The 18,060-nt window shown below is 40.1% G+C and carries 17 protein-coding genes; 10 read left to right on the forward strand and 7 right to left on the reverse strand.

The window, feature by feature from the left end; all coding sequences use genetic code 11:
- The first annotated feature begins 1,006 nt into the window (after window positions 1-1,006).
- The 5 genes from H6G97_RS32025 (at window position 1,007) to H6G97_RS32045 (ending at window position 4,449) form a co-directional block, all read left to right on the forward strand.
- Complete coding sequence (locus tag H6G97_RS32025) at window positions 1,007-1,786, forward strand: ParA family protein (protein ID WP_190944504.1); 780 nt, start codon at window positions 1,007-1,009, stop codon at window positions 1,784-1,786.
- A 2-nt stretch (window positions 1,787-1,788) separates the two neighbouring features.
- A complete protein-coding gene (locus tag H6G97_RS32030) occupies window positions 1,789-2,244 on the forward strand; it encodes a carboxysome distribution maintenance protein McdB (protein ID WP_190944505.1) in 456 nt (151 codons plus the stop codon).
- Between the two features lie 3 nt (window positions 2,245-2,247).
- Window positions 2,248-2,751, forward strand: coding sequence for a DUF4365 domain-containing protein (locus H6G97_RS32035; RefSeq protein ID WP_190944506.1), 504 nt, complete (start codon window positions 2,248-2,250; stop codon window positions 2,749-2,751).
- Window positions 2,748-3,275, forward strand: coding sequence for a hypothetical protein (locus tag H6G97_RS32040; protein ID WP_190944507.1), 528 nt, complete (start codon window positions 2,748-2,750; stop codon window positions 3,273-3,275). The genes H6G97_RS32035 and H6G97_RS32040 overlap by 4 nt, the downstream gene beginning before the upstream one ends.
- 199 nt (window positions 3,276-3,474) lie before the next feature.
- Window positions 3,475-4,449, forward strand: a complete 975-nt coding sequence (locus H6G97_RS32045) for a tyrosine-type recombinase/integrase (RefSeq protein WP_190944508.1) — start codon at window positions 3,475-3,477, stop codon at window positions 4,447-4,449.
- A 576-nt stretch (window positions 4,450-5,025) separates the two neighbouring features.
- Here the strand turns inward: H6G97_RS32045 and H6G97_RS32050 are convergent.
- Window positions 5,026-5,967, reverse strand: coding sequence for a phosphate ABC transporter substrate-binding protein (locus tag H6G97_RS32050; RefSeq protein ID WP_190944509.1), 942 nt, complete (start codon window positions 5,965-5,967; stop codon window positions 5,026-5,028).
- 249 nt (window positions 5,968-6,216) lie between these two features.
- Between H6G97_RS32050 and H6G97_RS32055 the strand changes: the two genes are divergently transcribed.
- Together H6G97_RS32055 and H6G97_RS32060 are read left to right on the forward strand one after the other, a co-directional pair.
- Complete coding sequence (locus tag H6G97_RS32055) at window positions 6,217-6,900, forward strand: hypothetical protein (protein WP_190944510.1); 684 nt, start codon at window positions 6,217-6,219, stop codon at window positions 6,898-6,900.
- A gap of 69 nt (window positions 6,901-6,969) precedes the next feature.
- Window positions 6,970-7,116 carry a helix-turn-helix domain-containing protein gene (locus tag H6G97_RS32060; protein WP_338421878.1) on the forward strand — a complete coding sequence of 49 codons (147 nt, stop codon included), beginning with the start codon at window positions 6,970-6,972 and terminating at the stop codon, window positions 7,114-7,116.
- Between the two features lie 109 nt (window positions 7,117-7,225).
- Here H6G97_RS32060 and H6G97_RS32065 read toward each other — a convergent pair whose 3' ends face one another.
- The 5 genes from H6G97_RS32065 to H6G97_RS32085 form a co-directional block, all read right to left on the reverse strand.
- Window positions 7,226-9,868: a tetratricopeptide repeat protein gene (locus tag H6G97_RS32065; RefSeq protein ID WP_190944511.1), complete on the reverse strand. Its 2,643-nt coding sequence runs from the start codon at window positions 9,866-9,868 to the stop codon at window positions 7,226-7,228.
- A 423-nt stretch (window positions 9,869-10,291) separates the two neighbouring features.
- Complete coding sequence (locus H6G97_RS32070; protein ID WP_190944512.1) at window positions 10,292-10,789, reverse strand: hypothetical protein; 498 nt, start codon at window positions 10,787-10,789, stop codon at window positions 10,292-10,294.
- A 986-nt stretch (window positions 10,790-11,775) separates the two neighbouring features.
- The gene (locus H6G97_RS32075) at window positions 11,776-14,046 is read right to left on the reverse strand and encodes a relaxase/mobilization nuclease domain-containing protein (protein ID WP_190944513.1); all 2,271 of its coding nucleotides are present in this window, start codon (window positions 14,044-14,046) and stop codon (window positions 11,776-11,778) included.
- A 124-nt stretch (window positions 14,047-14,170) separates the two neighbouring features.
- Window positions 14,171-14,560 carry a cytidine deaminase gene (locus H6G97_RS32080; RefSeq protein ID WP_190944514.1) on the reverse strand — a complete coding sequence of 130 codons (390 nt, stop codon included), beginning with the start codon at window positions 14,558-14,560 and terminating at the stop codon, window positions 14,171-14,173.
- Between the two features lie 7 nt (window positions 14,561-14,567).
- On the reverse strand, window positions 14,568-15,029 hold the full coding sequence (locus tag H6G97_RS32085) for a plasmid mobilization protein (RefSeq protein WP_190944515.1): 462 nt from the start codon (window positions 15,027-15,029) through the stop codon (window positions 14,568-14,570).
- Window positions 15,030-15,579: 550 nt separating this feature from the next.
- On the opposite strand from H6G97_RS32085, the gene H6G97_RS32090 reads away from it, so the two are divergent.
- From H6G97_RS32090 to H6G97_RS32100, 3 genes are read left to right on the forward strand one after another with little or no spacing between them, the layout of a single operon-like run.
- Window positions 15,580-16,074, forward strand: a complete 495-nt coding sequence (locus H6G97_RS32090; protein WP_190944516.1) for a hypothetical protein — start codon at window positions 15,580-15,582, stop codon at window positions 16,072-16,074.
- On the forward strand, window positions 16,071-16,892 hold the full coding sequence (locus H6G97_RS32095; RefSeq protein ID WP_190944517.1) for a hypothetical protein: 822 nt from the start codon (window positions 16,071-16,073) through the stop codon (window positions 16,890-16,892). Before H6G97_RS32090 ends, H6G97_RS32095 begins: the two co-directional genes overlap by 4 nt.
- The gene (locus H6G97_RS32100) at window positions 16,876-17,619 is read left to right on the forward strand and encodes a hypothetical protein (RefSeq protein ID WP_190944518.1); all 744 of its coding nucleotides are present in this window, start codon (window positions 16,876-16,878) and stop codon (window positions 17,617-17,619) included. Before H6G97_RS32095 ends, H6G97_RS32100 begins: the two co-directional genes overlap by 17 nt.
- A gap of 197 nt (window positions 17,620-17,816) precedes the next feature.
- Here the strand turns inward: H6G97_RS32100 and H6G97_RS32105 are convergent, their stop codons facing one another.
- Entirely contained in the window at window positions 17,817-18,023 is a 207-nt protein-coding gene (locus H6G97_RS32105) for a hypothetical protein (protein ID WP_190944519.1), read from the reverse strand.
- Between the last annotated feature and the right edge of the window lie 37 nt (window positions 18,024-18,060).

The following is an 18,060-nucleotide window of genomic DNA, read 5'->3' on the forward strand; positions in this document are numbered from 1 at the left end:
GCTTCCAATACACCAGCTTTTATTACAAATACAAGGCATTCGGAATCAGATTCAAATAATACTTATGTACTAGTAATTGGCGCTCGCATTGTGCCAGTTGCGTAAGTCCTGTATAAACACTCTTTTCTTTCTGATAACCGTAGTTGTAATTCACCAATTTTTCTATACATATTTTCTTAAATCTTATTTATACAAACATATAACAGTCCTATTTGATTCATGAAATTACTCTTAGAGGTAGGCAATAGAGCAGACAAGTAGAAGTGTACTGAATTTTTTCAAAAATCAAACCGGATTACTGTATTATAAACAAAGGTAAAAATATCGTAATATATTATACCTTGACAAAAGAAAACACCAAAGGCAAGCTAGCAACACGATCAATTCCTGTGATTGAAGACCTGCAACAGATACTAAACAAGTAACTTTGTGGCTCTGCAAAAGTTTGCATTTTCACGTTTACTAACTAAAAAGTGTCAAATAGACTTTTATCTGAATGGCACGAAGAAAAGGTGAAACTTCGCCAGGGCAGGGTGTTGGGGGTAGGGTGTGGGGTGTAGTGTTAAGAGACATTCAACGGACGAGTGTGAAACAGAGCTTACTCTTCTTAATTCCCTACACCCCACACCCAAAAACCAGTAATATCAAGGGTTAGCGCTTTTCTTCGTGCCATTCGACTTTTATCTATCTTTTTTATCGAAAATTGCCCAAATTATCTATGTAAGCCTCGACCTTGCAAGAAAGGTTAACAACACTGGCTCTCAAATCTCTTGCTGTCGCTGGGCTGTGGCTGCCATTGGTAAGAAATTCCGTGCTTAAGTTACCATCTGCTGCATCTGGCCCTAATACTAGCTTTAGCTAAAAAGCTAAATTTGCAATAAGCTAATTTTGTCAAATTAGCTTTAGCTAAAAAGCTAAATTAAGTAATTGACAAAATAATTAATTGACAAAATAATTAAATGAGCTTAAGTTAATTGGCTAATTTAATAAATTAATCAAAATAGAGATGCTGACAATTACCGTAAGCTCGTTGAGTGGCGGTCAGGGCAAGACGACAACTGCTCTGTTCCTTGGTCGGCTGCTATCACGCCAGGGGTTCACGACCTTAATGCTCGACTCCGACCCCCAACATAATCTGACTACCTATCTGGGGTTCGAGTTGTCACCCAACCAACCAACCCTATTAGAGTTTCTGAAAAAAACAGTCGCACCAGAAGACTGCATCTACCCGACTCAAGACAACGACAATTTATTTCTTATCCCCGCCGATGACCAACTCGATACCGTACAAGATTATTTATCTAACAGTGGAGTAGGTGCAACCTTACTCAAGCGACGATTGTCAGCCATCAGCCAAATTTTCCAAGTTTGCATTATCGATGCCCCACCCCAGCGATCGCAAATTTGTTTAACAGTGATTGGCGCAGCAGATTTTTTAATCATCCCCGCAGAAGCATCGGTCAAAGGTTACGGTTCGCTCGTGCGGACGCTCGACTTACTAAGCGGCTTGCGAGATGTCGGAGCGACGAATGCCTCAATCTTAGGTGTACTACCCTTCCGCGATCGCTGGTTTGGTAACACCCAAGCGCAAGAAAGTCGGGCTGCTGTAGATGGAATGCGTGACGAAGTTGGCGAAAAGTTAGTTCTACCTTCAATCCGCGAGTCAGAACGTTACAAGCAGGCCATCAACAAACGTACAACCCTCTCGCAGTTGGGATACACCGACCTGGAATATCCATTTGAAATCTTAATCGATAAAATCCGCACGGATATTGGGAGCAAATAAAAATGTCAGATAACGTACTCAACCAACTACGCAACAAACGCAATCGCCCAACAGTTACACCACGTCAGGATGCACTTCTGACTCAAGAACAGCCCCAAGCTCAAGCACAGGAGCAAAACTCATTGCCACAACCCACCCCAGTTACAGAACTTGCCAACTCAACTGCTGCTACAGCTGACACTATAGCTGAACTCAAAGCCGAACTCGAAAAATACCCCCAAACTCGGCGACATTCGGCAATCGTTCTAGAAAAAGACCTCGACCAAGAATTGACACGGTTTTGTAAAGAATTAGGCATCACAGTTGAGGTCTTTTTAGAAGCTGCCTGGACTGTTGCTAGTACTGACAATGCGCTTACAGAAAAAATTACCACGGAAGCCAAGCGCCGCTATGACCAACGTAAGCGGGTTGGGCAAATTAAACGGTTAATCACAATGTTGAGCAACCCTTCAAAGTAAATAATGAGCCTCAATACCCAAAAAGAAGATTTCAGTTACGCTTATGTGTATGCCGTCACTGCAACTGCTGGCTACTCCTTGCAAGCAGCCACACGTAGGTTAGATGATAGCGGCATCGACGCTACAATTACCGTACCAGGAAAACTTAACTCCAAGCGTCTGCCGAGATTTGACGTACAAATTAAATCTACATCCCAAGATGTTAAGAGAGAAACATCCATCAAATACCGACTCAGCGTCAAAAACTATGATGAACTCCGGGAAGATGACCCCTTCGTGCCACAACTATTAATAGTTGTTTTAGTGCCAGAAGAAGTTAGTGACTGGTTATCCCAAACCGAAGAATCCATATCCCTCAAACGCTGCGGATACTGGCTATCGTTGCGCGGACAACCACCTGTTGATAACAAGACGAACATCACTGTGGAAATTAAGCGTCAAAATATATTTAGCCCCGACGCACTCAAAACCATAATGTCACGCATCGCCGTTGGAGAAACCTTATGACAGCTATCTTCCCGGATGTGGATAAATTTAAATATATCGACCCGCTACAAGTAGAAGCTTACTTAGTTGGGCATGGTTGGCAGCAACAGCAACGTCATGGTGATAAAGCTTCCATTTGGACTCTAGACGGTTTTGAAATTCTACTTCCCCTCAAAGGAGAAATTATCGACTTCTCTCGTCGCATGGCGGAAGTCGTCGAAACTCTGGCGTTGGCAGAAACCAGAGATCAACAGTCAATTTTGGGTGACTTAATTACAAATGCACCTAATACCACCATTCAAGCAGTCGTCACGCACATTGCCACACCCAACGCAGATCACCTGAGTGGAGAAATTACCTTCCTGGGCGTTGTTGTTGATAAACTGCGTCCCATCCACACTGAATTAGCTGATCGTGACTACATCCTGGCACTGAAGGCTTACCAAGAACGCCTACCCGTTTATTGCACGGGTGACTTAATCAAGTCTAACGGTATATTCATTCTGAAAAATCCCCATAAATTTCGCCTGGATGACACTGAATAATATCCATAGGCAGTTGAAATTTTGGCTGTTTGCCGATACGAACGTCAAATAATATAAATGATTGCGACAGAGGCAGAGAGCGCCTTCTGGCGAAAATAGGTGAAGAGAAATGTCGTTCTCGCACCAATTAAGGGCTGGGAGGTATACAGGAAGCTCTTTTTGAGGGAGGATTTATTCACTAGCACCTACCAGATAAGCCGTGAACACCCGCGCGATCGCTGACAATTTTAGCCCTGAATCTCTCGCACTGACAGAGCCTCTGCCCATTACCATGCACCCAGCAGAGGTGTATCTAAACAGTTTAGGTGAAGGTTCGCGGCGCACAATGCGCGAGGCGTTAAATGCGATCGCTCAACTACTAACTAGTGGTACTTGTGATGCAAGCACCTTGGATTGGTCAAAGTTGCGTTACCAGCACACAGCCGCAGTTAGGTCAGTGCTGATGGAAAAATACAGTCCGGCGATGGCAAACAAAATGCTATGTGCATTACGGCGGACGCTTAAGGAAGCATGGCGGTTGGGGTTAATGTCCACAGATGAGTATGGAAGAGCAGCTGATATTGAGTCCGTGCGGGGCCAAAGTTTATTGAAGGGGCGCGAACTTGATGTCGAAGAAATCTCTGCGTTGTGGTCTGATTGTATTCAAGATGACTCAACATTGGGTCGAAGGGATGCGGCACTACTGGCAGTTTTGACCGTAGGATTGCGTCGCAGTGAGGTAACTTACCTTGATTTGAGTGATTTTAAACCGCGCACTCGGTCATTAACAATACGGGAAGCTAAGGGACGGAAGGAAAGAATTGTCTACCTACCTGAAGCTGGTGTGCAAGCAGTCCTTGATTGGTTGCTGATTCGGGGTAAAGCACCAGGGGCGCTTTTTTATCCTTTAAATAAGGCAAATAAAATCATACCAAGACGGATGAGTGAGCAGGGTGTGTTACGGGCATTGCAACGACGCGGGGAAAAAGCTGATGTGGATGCGTTTACACCTCATGATTTTAGAAGAACTTTTATCGGTAATCTATTGGATGCTGGTGCAGATATTGTCACGGTAGCGAAACTTGCAGGTCATGCGTCGCCAAATACTACAAGTAAATACGATAGGCGTGGGGAGGCAGCAAAAAAACGAGCGATTGATTTGCTGAATGTGCCTTATAGCAGGCGCGATAAGTGAAGTTTTCAGTTGAGTCGAGCAGGAGTAAGGTATCAGAATGCTGTTATGCTTTGAATCATAATTTGAAGCTGGTATATTTTCTCATTTGAATGCAGCTTGTTTTAATATTTTTTTAGAAAAATTTTCTGCCACTTATGCCCAAGATATACATATTATTCAGCTAAATAATGGAGCTTTTCATTTTAGTCAACATCTTCAGATACCAGAGAACATAATTTCAGTAGACCGAAAACTTTTGAAATTTGACGAATCTCGGCTCAATGCCAATAGTAGTGCTGCTTTGCAACAACGCAAGGCATACTATTAGCTTATACCAATTCACGAAAAATTTGATGCAAATAAAGCTTCAAGAATAAAATACCAACCAGTAATAGAAGTAACGATTGATGTGTTTAATTTCTCCAAACGCTTCCAGATAAATTGTCTTAATTCATCTAACGTTCCAAAGCTTTCCCACGCAAAATGTCTTTTAACTTCGTCCCATAATCTCTCAATTAGGATTAACTTGCGGAGTATGTGGGGGTTGGAACAATAAAATTAGGAAGGGACTGCAAGCCTCTTAATCATGATCTGTTATTACCTGTCGTTTCTTTCCGATTCGCCTTCAATGATTTTTCTTCCTTCATATGAATTAATGTAGTCTAAAAATTTTTTAACAGATGAATTTTGAGGGTTTTTATAAACATAATACAATTGCCTTTTAATAGGATAATTTAATTCAGATGGTGCTATGCCATCAATTTTTAACAGTTTTACCTTATCTTTGCTTTGATTTAGATGGGTATAAGTGCCGTAGCCTATACCTTGACGACCAATCATAGGAATAATGACGGTTGTTTTATCTTGCAATAAGGTTATGACTTTATCTGTATCATCACAAAACTCTTCTTTATTCAGAATAAATTCTTGAAATAATTTGCGAGTCCCGCTATTTTTTGCCCTATTTATTACTTTTATCGGCTTATGGTTTCCGCCAACTTCTGACCAATCGGTTATTTTACATTGGAAGATTTTTTTGGCTTGCTCCTGACTCAAATTATCGATAGGGTTATCTTTGCTAACTACAAAAACTATTTTGTCAACCGCTATGGGATTTTGTACTAATTCGTCCTTTTCTTTGGTTGTCAATGGACGAGAAGACGCTGCAACATCAAGTTTGTCACTTAACACTTTTTTAATACCATCATCCGAGCCATCATGGTTGTTTTTCCAATCTATTTCTATGTCTTTATTAGTATTATGAGCTTGAAGTCCTAAATGCTCACTATATCTCACCATGCTTGTAGATCCACCTAACCGAATCGTCGTTTTTAACGTTTCTTTTGGTTGAGACGGTAATTTAATTGTTGGCAGATTGCTGTGTTTTGGATATTCTTGAGTTGGTAAACTGAGCAAATAATTCCTAATTTCTGGTATCGTTGCAGGAATAATTACTGCAAGTAAAAATGTAACAAATATTCCTTTATGACGCGTAATCCATTGAAATACTACTCCAACAGTTCGATTTTGCAGGCTCATAAGTAGAATGTTAAAATTGTAAAATTCCGTAAATTTTTCTTCTTAATATTAAATTTATACAATCCCTGTAGCCACCCTAAATAGCTCAATTTTTAACAGCACCCATACAGTTTTGTAAATTTGTATAACACCGTGTTACAGTGTTATAGTAAGAACTCTAACACAACTTCACAAGGGTGCGTGTGAGGCGTAAAAAAATATTCCTGAAGATAGGTAATAAATATCTGATGATAGAAGTGTAGAGAAAAAGTGTCGGAATTATTAAAGGTATTTATTATGACTAGTGATAACTTTATCTCAGCTAGAATTTCTGCCAATTTATTAAAAAGGGTTCAAGAGTACACCCAAGTTACGGGAGAAACTAAAACTGATATTTTAATTAAGGCATTAACCGCTTACCTAGACTCGTATAAGGCAATTAAAGATAATAGTAATAGTTTAGAAAAAAAAGTTGACGAGTTGGAGAAAACTTGTAAGGCTCTGTCAAATCATAAAAATGATTCAATGCGCGAGCGCCACCATAAAAATGATTTGGCGTGTGCTAAAGCCTTGAAAGAATTAGCAAGCTACTTAACACCTGCACTATTGCCTGAAGCTTTAGAAACGGCCTGCGCGATTGAAGATGAGTTAGCCCGCGCCAAGGCAGTAAAGGCACTAGTTAATCATTTGCCACAAGAACTGTTGCCATCAGCTCTAGAAACTACTCGTGATATTGAAGATGATTTTGCGCGAGCGAAAGCTATGATGGCTCTAGCTTCTAAATTTCCAAAACTGCTGCCCGAAGCTCTGCAAATTGCTCGCAATATTAAAGATGGTTCCAATCGTGCGATCATCCTCAGCGAATTAACAGCCCATCTGCCTGAAGTTCTTGACGAGGCTCTCGAAGCTGTTCGGAATATAAACAAGGCTAAATATGGCGTGATAACACAATAATTAATTTAAACTACCCCAATTCTCCATCACCTACCCCTAGTACCAATAGCTGATAAATTACTGCTTACCATCGCTGAGGCACAGGCTTTAACTGGGTTATCTAGAGAATTCTTACGGGATGCAATTACATCAGGTGACTTGAAAGCCAAGCTCATTGGTAAAGGCTGGCGAGTTAAGCGGAAAGACCTGGAAGAGTATGTTGATAAGCTGTTTTGAATTCCGCCAAACTACGACAGAGTAAAACTCGCCACGCAAATATTGACAGGTGGAGACTGGGGAAAGGGAAAGGGGAAAGGGTTTAAAACCTTTACCCTTTTTCCGCCTGTCAAAATCTTTTTGACAGGCTACTAGAATCCAGGGACGATCCGAGCAAGTTTGACGCTCGCTTAAAGAGGGATTCAGCATTAATATCAGATTCTCGTAAATAGTCTAATTCGTCATATATCTTTTGAATCAAACGTTTCCAATCTTTAGATTTCTCTATTGATTCCATTAAGTCCAATGCTTGACGAAACCAATCCTTAGCATACTCATAACTATACTCATAGTTTTCTTTATAAAGATAGCAATCAGCCAAGTTTTTCATATTCTCTGCGACATCTAAGTGCTTATCCCAGATTGTTTTTCTAATATCTAAAGCCTCTTTATACTTCTCTATAGCTTTATCATCTTCACATAGTCCTTCATAAGTTTTAGCCAACTGATCTAAAGTTTTAGCTACTTTGATATTCTTTTTTCCATAAAACTTTTTTTTAATCTCTAGAGCCTTAAGGTATAGTTCCTCGGCTTTTTTGTAGTTTTGTTTTGCTTTTTCATTGTCTTCGTTTTCCTTCGTTGAACTGTAAAAAATCGCCCAGTCAAAGTAGTTTGTGGCTGAGTTGTGATAGCTTTCAGCTAAAATCGGATGTTCTTTTTGCTGTCCTTCGCGGATTTCTAGTGCTTTTTTATAAAATTCTTCTGCTTTATTCCATTGTTTTTGTAAACGGTGGAACATTGCTAGGTGATCTAAGTTGCGTGGTATATCATCTTGATATTCTGCATTAGGCTTCTCTTCAGCAAACAGTTTTTCAGCTTCCTTAAGGAGAAGTTCAGCTTTGTTAAGGAAAAGTTTGGCTTCGTTTTCGTTACAGAATTTGTGCCGGAGATAGAGGCAGAGATAGAGATAACCCAAATAATCTTTACTTATTGCAAAATTAAGCTCGGTTTCTCTATACTGCGAACTATCAGGATTTTCCTCAAGCCATCGTTTACCCCCTTCTAATGCTTCTGTATAAGGTGATTCAGCCTTTTCATACTCCTCAGACAATAAATATATATATGCTAGAGCATTCTGAATTTTGAAAATATAGGGGTGTTGCTCACCTAGCCTCTCTTTAATAATTTTAAGACACTCTTTATACTGGTTTATTGCTTCTGTATAGTGTCCATTATCTTGATAATGTCTGCCTAGACAAGTAAACAAATCAACCAAATCTTCATCTTCCAAATTTGGTTCCATATCCGTTACAACTCTTATGATATGAGGAATGAAATATTTAAATTCTTCTAGATCATTTTGTGTTGGATTAGGCAATATTTTACTTTTTCTAGCTTCTTCCGCTATCACTTGGCAAAATAATTGCTCCATTTTTTTTATTAATACGTTTACATCTTGACTTAACTCTGGGAATTCACGCTGAATCAAATCTAAAATATCCCGATCTTTATTCAACTCTACCAGCTTGTATCGAAGAAAATATTGCACAATTGGGTGAAATTGATGGGTATTGCCTGGAATCTTTTTAATCATATATCTCTTGACTAGAATAGGCAGCACTTTTCTCATTTCTTTTGAACTGAGGGTTCCCCACTCAGTGACATCGAATTTCTCTGCTAGAGCTTCTCCTAAAGCGACAGGAATCGGAGTAAAACTAGCCAAGCTTAATAAGCATGAAAAAATTTTTGTTTCGGTATTTAAATGCTGCCAATCCAATTCAAAAATAGAATTTATCTTTTCATCATTAGAGAATATTATATTTATGTTTTTTATTTGTTCGCAAATTTTTTTAATATCATAAGTCGGCATTAAGCTATTTGCCACGTATTCCAGTACTAATGGCAAATTTTCTAAGTGGTTACAAATCTGCTCGGCTATTTGCCCATTGTTCTTCACCTCATCTTCTTGATAGAGACTTAGGAACTTGATAGATGCTGTTTGTTCTAAGACATTTAAGGTTTTGCTTTTAATACCTGTCCAATCACCATCTAAAGTTATCACCAAAACCTTAAATAATTTTTCGTTGTTAGATAGATAAGGTTTTAAGTAATTGTAATCTTTCTCTGTAAAATGATCCAGTATAATAAGAACGCGCTCTTCAGATGATTGATTATTCCAACGGTCGCAGTAAAAATTAAGCTTTTTATCTATTTCATCATCTGGTGCAGATATATCTTCTTTTAATATCTTTCGATAGCCTTGCTCTAAATCCCTGAAAATATCTTTCTTCAGTGCATCTATGTACCAAATTCCTCCTGGGTAAAGAGCGCGATGTTTTTGAGCATATTGACGTGCTAATTCTGATTTGCCAACTCCGCTTCTACCAGTAATGAAAACGTTGTTTTTATTTTCTAAAGCTTGTTTTAGCTCTTCGAGTATTGCCTCCCGTCCAACAAAGTAATCTTCATCAAGGTTGCTTGGATGTGTATTCAAATTGTTGGGGGGAATTGTTTTTTTTGTAGAAGAGCTAGTTACTTGATAATTTTGCTGGTCTTTCTGGGCAAACGATTGTTCTGTTTCATTGTCTTGCTGCGGCGAAAGTGAAGATGTTGTAATAGTAATAGTAATATTATTAGTATTATTATTATTAGTAGTATTACTTTCTTGAGTTATATCGCCGCCTACGGAGATATCACGCGCGTTAACATTATCAAACGCTCCCTGCTCATTTGTTATAGGGTGTGGGTTTTCTTCTGACGACTTATTTGTCATATTCAATACTTTGCTGTTGGATATCCCCAATGCTTAAATTGCATCTGGCGAGCATATTTTTTCATTGCAAGCCAAACGGAGTGGAGTGATCGCTGAAAGCGTTCTCGAAGAGTAGCAATCTTAGCCCTTGCGATCGCTCTACTTGGCGTTGCTCCATACCCTAGCCTGCGGCATAGCTACGTGTAACGCCTACCCCTCTTATGTCACTTGTGGAAAAAAATAATCGGAGCGAAACTCTGAAACTTTGATTTAATAAAGTCTTGAGCTTTTATTTTCTAACAGAAACTAAAATTTATAGCAAAAAGCTGAAAAGCAAATCTCTCAAAAGCTTTCAGACATTGACTTGCCCCAAAGTGACAGAACAGGGCTACACAATGACAACTAATGTGTTGGTGCATACTTCTCTATTTTTATTTTACGCTTTTACGCTTTTTGGCTCAAATTACCCAAACTGATATCTCCTTCCAACTCTACATCTTTCAACATCTGCTGATTAACATTGGTACTACCTGATGCTGCTTCCTGAATCAAATCTTGAGCCGTTAAGCTTTTACCCTTAATCCCCACCATCATTACTTGCACTACTTTTTGGGGTATCCGTGGTAAAACTTCTGCTGCTAGTGCATTGACAACTTCGGCTACCTCTGCGTCTTGTTTGGTTACTAACTCCATTTTTGCCGTCAGCACTTGGATACCATATTCCTCTGGTTGCTGTTCCACTAATTCCGGTTGGTAGGTGACTCGCTCAATAGCGCTAGCTGTTTCTGGTGCTTTTCGCCATAGCGCTTGCTTGAGTTTTCCTATCTGTTCGAGAGCCTTACTTCCTAGTTCTGGCAACTTCTCGCCCATTTTTTCCCCGACTTTTTCAATCATCTTGGTGAGGAGGAGGGTGGCTACTGCGGCGGCTGTTAGTGTTTCCATGATTATCAGTGTGTGAAGTTTAGAATAGACGAATTATCGGTTTTCTATTTGTTTGCAATTAGGGCGACTTCCTAGAGGTCGTCCTAATTGCCGATTTAATCAGCACTCATGGTCCCGCGTTGTACCAGTAATACCCCCTATAGTTTTTCCTTACCCTCCAATTACACGCACGATTACTGATACCGTAAGATTCTACGTAATTTACGTAATCACTATCTGAATACGCTTGGCATTCTACCGTATCATCGACAGGTTGATATTGTTTGTTTGCACCAGCGAAAGTAGAACCAACACCAATTGCAGTCATCCCCAAAACTGAAATCAGAGCAACTGCAATTTTTACAACCGTTTTTTTTGTTTATCCTTCATGTTTTTTTGACTCTTTAATCAAAAGGACAAAAACCTAATTTCCTCTGAAGAGATGGAAAATGACTGACTCTGCGAGGATAATTCGCTTTAAATTGTCACATAACTTCCCTGGTTTGGACAAGGCAACTTAGAGTATGTTTGGAAAGTATAATCTTTTAGACTTATCAAAAATGCGAAATAGTTGCTATACAAAAGTTTCAGCTATTGTAACAAAGTGTGATCGCCAGTGCTTAGTAGACGCAACAATAAGATTTTGAGGGAATGACTCGATCTAAATTATTAGTTAGCAAGGGAAAGATAGAAAGAATAAAAATTTATTTTTTTTCAGGGAAACTCAAGTCTTAACAGAGAAAAACCATGAGCAATTAAGTCGCAATCTGACAAGTCCACATACTGCCATTATTACCTGATTAAAGCTATGACGATTCTAATGATAATCAAATAGAGGGAGGAGGCAAGCGACGCTTGCCTCCTCCCCCCTCCCCACACACGATTATCATTCTTACTAAGACTATTTTGAGTATTTTAGCTGATTGACAAAAGGCGTTTTCTTCTAACGTCTCACAGATGGCAGACACTGCCTATTTGAGCGAAGTGGTTAAGAGTTGCGCCATGACCTAGAGAGACATCCCTTTAGTCTGTTTTCTTTCTTGTCGCTCTGACTCTTCTATTAATTGTTGCAATACGCGGTCTGCCTCTTGCCAAAGCATTAGGTCTTCTCTTTCTATTTCCCCCACATTAATTGGTGAATATTCAAGCTCACCTGACTGTTTTCTGTTGACGGATACTCGAAAAATTTCACCTCGCTCATCGTGGGTAAACACCAATTCTCTATCTTGTTTATCTAAAGTTGCACGTTTAAATCTAAGACTATTCTCACCACTTTCTCTTAATTGCCAGTTGATTAATTCAACAGCAATAGGTACAGCTATAGCTAATAATTCTGATTCTTGACGCTGCTTTTGGTCAAGTAACTGTTCTGCTTCTGACTTTTGAGTTGCCAGTTGATTGCTAGCGATTAGTACCAATTCTCTGGCTTCATCTTGTGTCCATCCGGCTGGACTGGCTTGGAGAATTTCTTCAACCTCCAGGGCTGATTTCTCATCTATAAGCGCTCTCTTGGCGATTTCTTTATCTCGGTCAGTCACTAATAAGTTTTGCAAGTCGGCACTGTAATACTGATATAACTCGGCTGTTTGATTCGGGGTTAGTTTTCGTTTATCTGTGGCTAGAGTTTGAGCTTTATTAAGAGCAACTGCATCCACTGGTTTTTGTGATCTATGAAGTTGCTCCAAATAAACAATCGCTGCTTCCAGGTCGTCGAATATGGTTCTTCCGGCTGATAGCTGCTGATATTGAGAAAGTTGTTGTGTTAATTCTAATACTGTTTGGGTTAATGCTGAAGAGACAGTCGATTGTTCAACATAATCAGAAATTGATGAAATAGCTCTTTTCTCTAGATATGATTGTAACTCAGTCGCAAGCACTGCATTCAGGTCATTGAATGTAGTTTTAGCTATAACAAGTTGCTCTTTATATTGAGAAAGTTGTTGAGTTAATTCTAATACTGTTTCAGTTAATGCTGATTCAACTACTGACTTTTCAATATTTTCAGCGATTGCATCCACTGCTCTTTGTGATAAAAGTTGTTGTTCCTTATCAGCAATCGCAGATCCAAAGTCATCTAATGTGGTTTTATTATTAGCTAGCTGCTGGTTATATTGAGACAGTTGTTCTGCTAATTGTGGTAACGTTTCACTTAAGGTATCATCAACTGCTGACTGTTCAATAAAGTCAGAAATTGTATTGATGAGTTCTGAATTTGCTCGTTGTTCCGCATCTAATTTAGCTGGGTTTATCTGGTGTTTAGTTTCGGCTAAATGTTGAGCTTTTTTAGGTGATATGATTGATATTAGCTGTTGATGAACTTGGTTATTATCTACAGATTCTAAGGAACTATTTAAACGTTTAATTTCGCTATCGTCCCTTTTTGGGTCGTAGTTTATCCCCAATTCTGTCTGAAGCTTGCCGAAAGAACACTTATATTTATTGAGATTACCTCCCTGTTTCCAGAGCAAGCGGGGGCTACCATCTTCATTAACTGAGCCAATATCAATACCAAACTTGATACCCCTTACCCCACCGTGACCGTAATAACTGACGATGGCTTTGACTTGATGCTCTCTCCATAACTGCTCAATTAGCTGGGGCATTGTAGGTTTATCTACTGCCACTTGCTCAATTGCTCGGCGCATTATTTCTTCGCCTGGAAGTCCATCGCGCTCGACTCGTTCAAGTTGATTACGAGTCATAGCCTTTTGCTTGCTCTCCCAACTACTTTGGACTGGGGTAAGCTGAAATTCTCGCTCTAGTAGTCGGGCAGAGTGTTCGGAATGGGCGTAATTGTTCCAGGTGCGAATGGATTTACCATCTAGGTTATTGACTCTAGATGCAACGATATGGGTGTGGTCGTGTTCTTTGTCTGAGTGTCGCGCTATAAAGAAGTCATAAGCTGGTAGTTCAGTTTCTATAAAGTCATCAATTAGCTGTCTTAGTTTGGTATCTGATATTCTTTTTTCTGGCTGTTTAACTTGGGATTCATCACCTTGAAGCCGCGATAGTACAATGACGGATGCTAAGTGACGTTGGGACAGATTAGCTAATTCGTCATCCTTTAGCGTTCTATCATTTTTCGGTACACTAAGCATTAGGTGATAGCATGGGTCTTTTAGCTGCGAGTTAAGATGGGCTGATAAGGTAAACTGTTCGACCAGTTGATTGGTGCTTTTACCATACATATTCCCGCCAATAATTTTGGCTTTCTCTTTCTCAAGCACATATTTAGTAGTGCCACGAAATGATTTGTTAGCTTTGACTTTAGTAATCATCTCTCCGCCTCTAACACCTAGATATTACTTTGGTTAAATGTAAGAGTATCCTGTGTATAATCGACGAAAGCTTTACTCTTAACCTCTAATAGAGAGACACGGATATGCTCTGATAGGGTTGATTCTATCTGTGATATTTATTGGGAAGTAAGTCATTAATAGTAATAAGCATCGAACCAGCTTCGCCTGGAACTATTACTTTGGCATCTGGTGCATAATCCGCTATTAACTCTCGACACATACCGCAGGGCGATACAACCTGACCATCTCTATTAACTGCTACAATCATTTCAATTTCTGTGTCTCCAGCAGTAGCAGCCATACCAATAGCAATTGCTTCGGCACACACAGCAATTCTTCCCACAGTCGCCTCTATATGTACAGCAGAAAAGACTTGACCAGAGCGGGTGAGTATAGCTGCTCCAATTTCGTGGTAACTAGGCTTGAATCGAGTTGTAATAAGCTGGCTGGCTACGTTGATTAGCTCAGTTTTTTTGTCATCGTTTTCTGGCATAAATCAGCTACTCTCTAGTTACCTGCTTATCGAGCTTACCATTATCATCACTCGATATAGGTTGGGTAATTTGTTGGCGAGTTTGTTCTAAGAGTTCCACCAATTCTTCAAGAGTTTTCAGATATGATTTCACCTCCACCGTCAACGGTTGACTACCAATTTTCACGGCTTCGTTAATAGCCCTAGTCTGCTGATTCAGGTTGTTACCAATCTTCTTTAGCTCGTAGATAGCCTGTCGGTTCACTTCGGGTATGACTAATTTAGGATGTGGTAGAGGGTAGTCAAATAATCTCGCTCTTATATAGTCGCTTTGCACCACTCCACTACACCGTTGCTCTAGTCTAGCTTTCTCGGCATAGCTAGCCCTAAACGTGATGGTTACTTCTCGCTTTTCATCTGGTGCTACTGACCGATTGTTTAATGTGTCAGCTAGTTGATTACTGAGATTGGTACGAGGGTCGGCTTGCATAACTAGTTAGGAGTTTGATTATTTGATTTTTTCTTTTTAACCGGGTTATTCGCTGTAGCTGCTACGGCGCTCTGCGCCGAGCAGGTAGGCGAATAACCCGGAACTCTCTTGACTTATTAACCCCTTGAAAAGAACGGTTTTTTGGGGGTTTGGGGGACACCCCCAACAAGCAAACACGACGCTTTCCCGCAGGAAAAGGAGCGCGGTAGCGCGTTACGGCGTATTGCTTGCCTATGCCCCCACGACAGGACTGGAGTAACGAGAGCCAGGAGGCACAACAGGAGACTGGGGGAGTCTAAGACTTTGCCTCACAACGATTGACTCTGTGCAACAACCTCGGCGTAACCGAGGGCAGGGTCTGTTTAACAATGCTGCTAACAGCCTTTGATACTAAGAATGTTGATTCATGGGTAACTGCTTTTTTAGACTAGTCTACCTCACGAGGATATAAACCCATATTGATTGATATTCGTCACATCACGACAAGAAACTTAAACTTTTTCTGACCGCGAGTTTTTTACAATGAAGTGATTTGTTATTACTGGTGGCTATGTCTCGCAAACCAAAAGCTGTTCCTTTATCAAAAATAGAAGATATTCAAACCAGTCTGAAACAGAAAGCAGCGACTCCTAAGACTATTAGCCTGTCAGATTTAGTCCTCAGTTTGGCTAAACCTATTCAAGATATGTTAGACGCTGGCTACTCGTATGAAGATGTTTCTGATGTGTTTAAAGATCATGGGGTCGAACTGGCGGCCAGTGGTTTGAAGAGTTTTCATAAAAAAGCTTCGACATCAACTGACAATAATTCGAGTAATTCATCATCATCTAAAGCGGTTGAAGAATCAGTTAATTCTGACTCCGAGCCAGAATCAACTGATTCTTCAACCACAACTAATAATGATGTTCCAGCAGTAGAGCCAGATAGTTCACTACTTGATAGTAGTGAAGTATCCTCACCTTCAGCACCTCAAACTACGAAACGTAAAAAAACAACACCTAAGACTTCTGCCCAATTTAATATCACTGATAGGAGTGAAATATGAAACGCATCGTGATGATACTGGGGGGCAAGGGTGGTACAGGTAAGACTGCCTTTACTCGCTTGTTACTGGATGTAATGCACAATAAAAGCATTAATTATCTAGCTTATGACGCAGATACAGAGAATCCAGAACTGTACGAGTACTATCAAAATTTTGGCTCAGGGGTAAGGCTGTTAAACTTCCTAGAGGTAGCAGAGGCTAAACGCTTCTTTACGGAAATAAAAGCGGAATCACCCGACTCAATAATAGTAGATATGCCGGGGGCATCAAGTAATAAAACCAGGGAGATTATCAGTAAGTTTGGGCTATTTAAGATTGCAGGTGATTTGGGTTATCAGGTAACGCTGGTGACTGTGCTTAACCTTGGGTATTCGGTGATCACTAGCTTAAAAACTATGGCTGAGTTCTGTGGCGATAAAGCAGATTATGTCGTAGTGAAAAATCTGTGCTGGGATAAAGGTTCAGGTTTTCAGCGCTGGGAGAACAGTAAAACATCGGCAGCTATTTCGGAACTAAAAGGCATAGAAATAGAGATGCCAGAGCTAGACTACTCGACCTTTGACACGTTGACAGAGAAAGGTCTGCCTTACTCGGCTGCTACAGAAGAGAATGGATTTCCCTTTGGAGATTATCTGTTAGTGAGTGGATTTTTGGATCAGGCTAAACCAGAACTTGAAAAGGCTGGAGCTTATCTGGGGTTACAACAACCTCTTGTTCTGGTTGCTGCTGAGTCGAACACCTCAACTTCAAAGCAAGCGAAAGTCACTGCATCTACTTCTCGTCGGGGTCAAAAGAAAACTAATGATAAACAACAATAATGGCAACGGCAATCACAGCAATCCTCATTCTGAAACTGCCGATTCAATAGAGAGCAGTGAACTGGGTGAGGTTAAGATAGCACTGGGCAGATTATATAGAGAGTTTGAAAGTTTTAAGCAGTCACAAAAAACTGAACGTGAAAGGGATAGGGCGGAGTTACTTGCATGGTCACAGACGAATTTAATTCAGAGTCAACTCCTCAATCAAGCGATAGCGACAATCGAGATCCTGACGAAGGAATTGAAGAATCAGAATCTCTCATCGAGCGAGTACGAGAAGAACAACGAAGACTTGAGACAAGAATTAACTCCCTTACTGACACAGTTAAAGAATATGCCCAAGTCATCAGTGACATTAGAGAGCTTAGAGTTCAAAGGACTGAAAAGCGAAGTATTGCGGCTAAAACAGAACGGGAATCAACTGTTGAATCATACTCAGAACTTGACTACGGTTATTCAGGAGTTGAAGAATACCCCTCCCCCGAAACCCATCACTATAGAGAAAGAGGTTTATCGCTCTGAACCCCTAAGCCAATATGGAATGATGGGGTTGATTACGACAATATTTGCTTTGTCAATGTTCTTTTCACTGAATCAATTTATTCCGGTAAAAATCTCGGATGATTTCAATAACTATCTACAAGCTATCTGGCAGCGTACTGGTTATAGCAATGTCAAGCTACAACGGGTAGAAAAGCGTTTGGGGACTGACCCAAATCAAAGATGAAGGGCAATATATAGTGATTGGGGCAAACAGGCTTAAACCAGTTATCAGTTATCAGTTATCAGACGTATCATCGTAGGTTTAGAACAGGGAGAAAAACTGTTTATTGTTCAGTGACTTAGACAAGCGGGACAAATAGCTCACTGATAACTGTTTACTGTTCACTGTTTTGCCGATATTTGCCCCAATCATATAAATAATCAGAGGTAAGAATCCACAAGTTTCCCCTGCGCTGACCATTTCTCATCAAGAAGTCTGCAAGCGACATAGACAACTTGTTGAGGGTTGCGCTTGCGTTTTCCATTTATCCCCCAGCAACGGACAGTGTAATCACTTTGATAACCTAAAACTTGTGCAAGCTCGTCGTAAGTTAACTGCCACTTTTTCTTAAACTCAATTGGGTGCATAAATTTAGATCCATTACTAGGATTTCAGGGTTTTGAT

Source organism: Nostoc flagelliforme FACHB-838, assembly GCF_014698065.1.
In the GTDB taxonomy this organism is placed as follows: domain Bacteria; phylum Cyanobacteriota; class Cyanobacteriia; order Cyanobacteriales; family Nostocaceae; genus Nostoc; species Nostoc flagelliforme_B.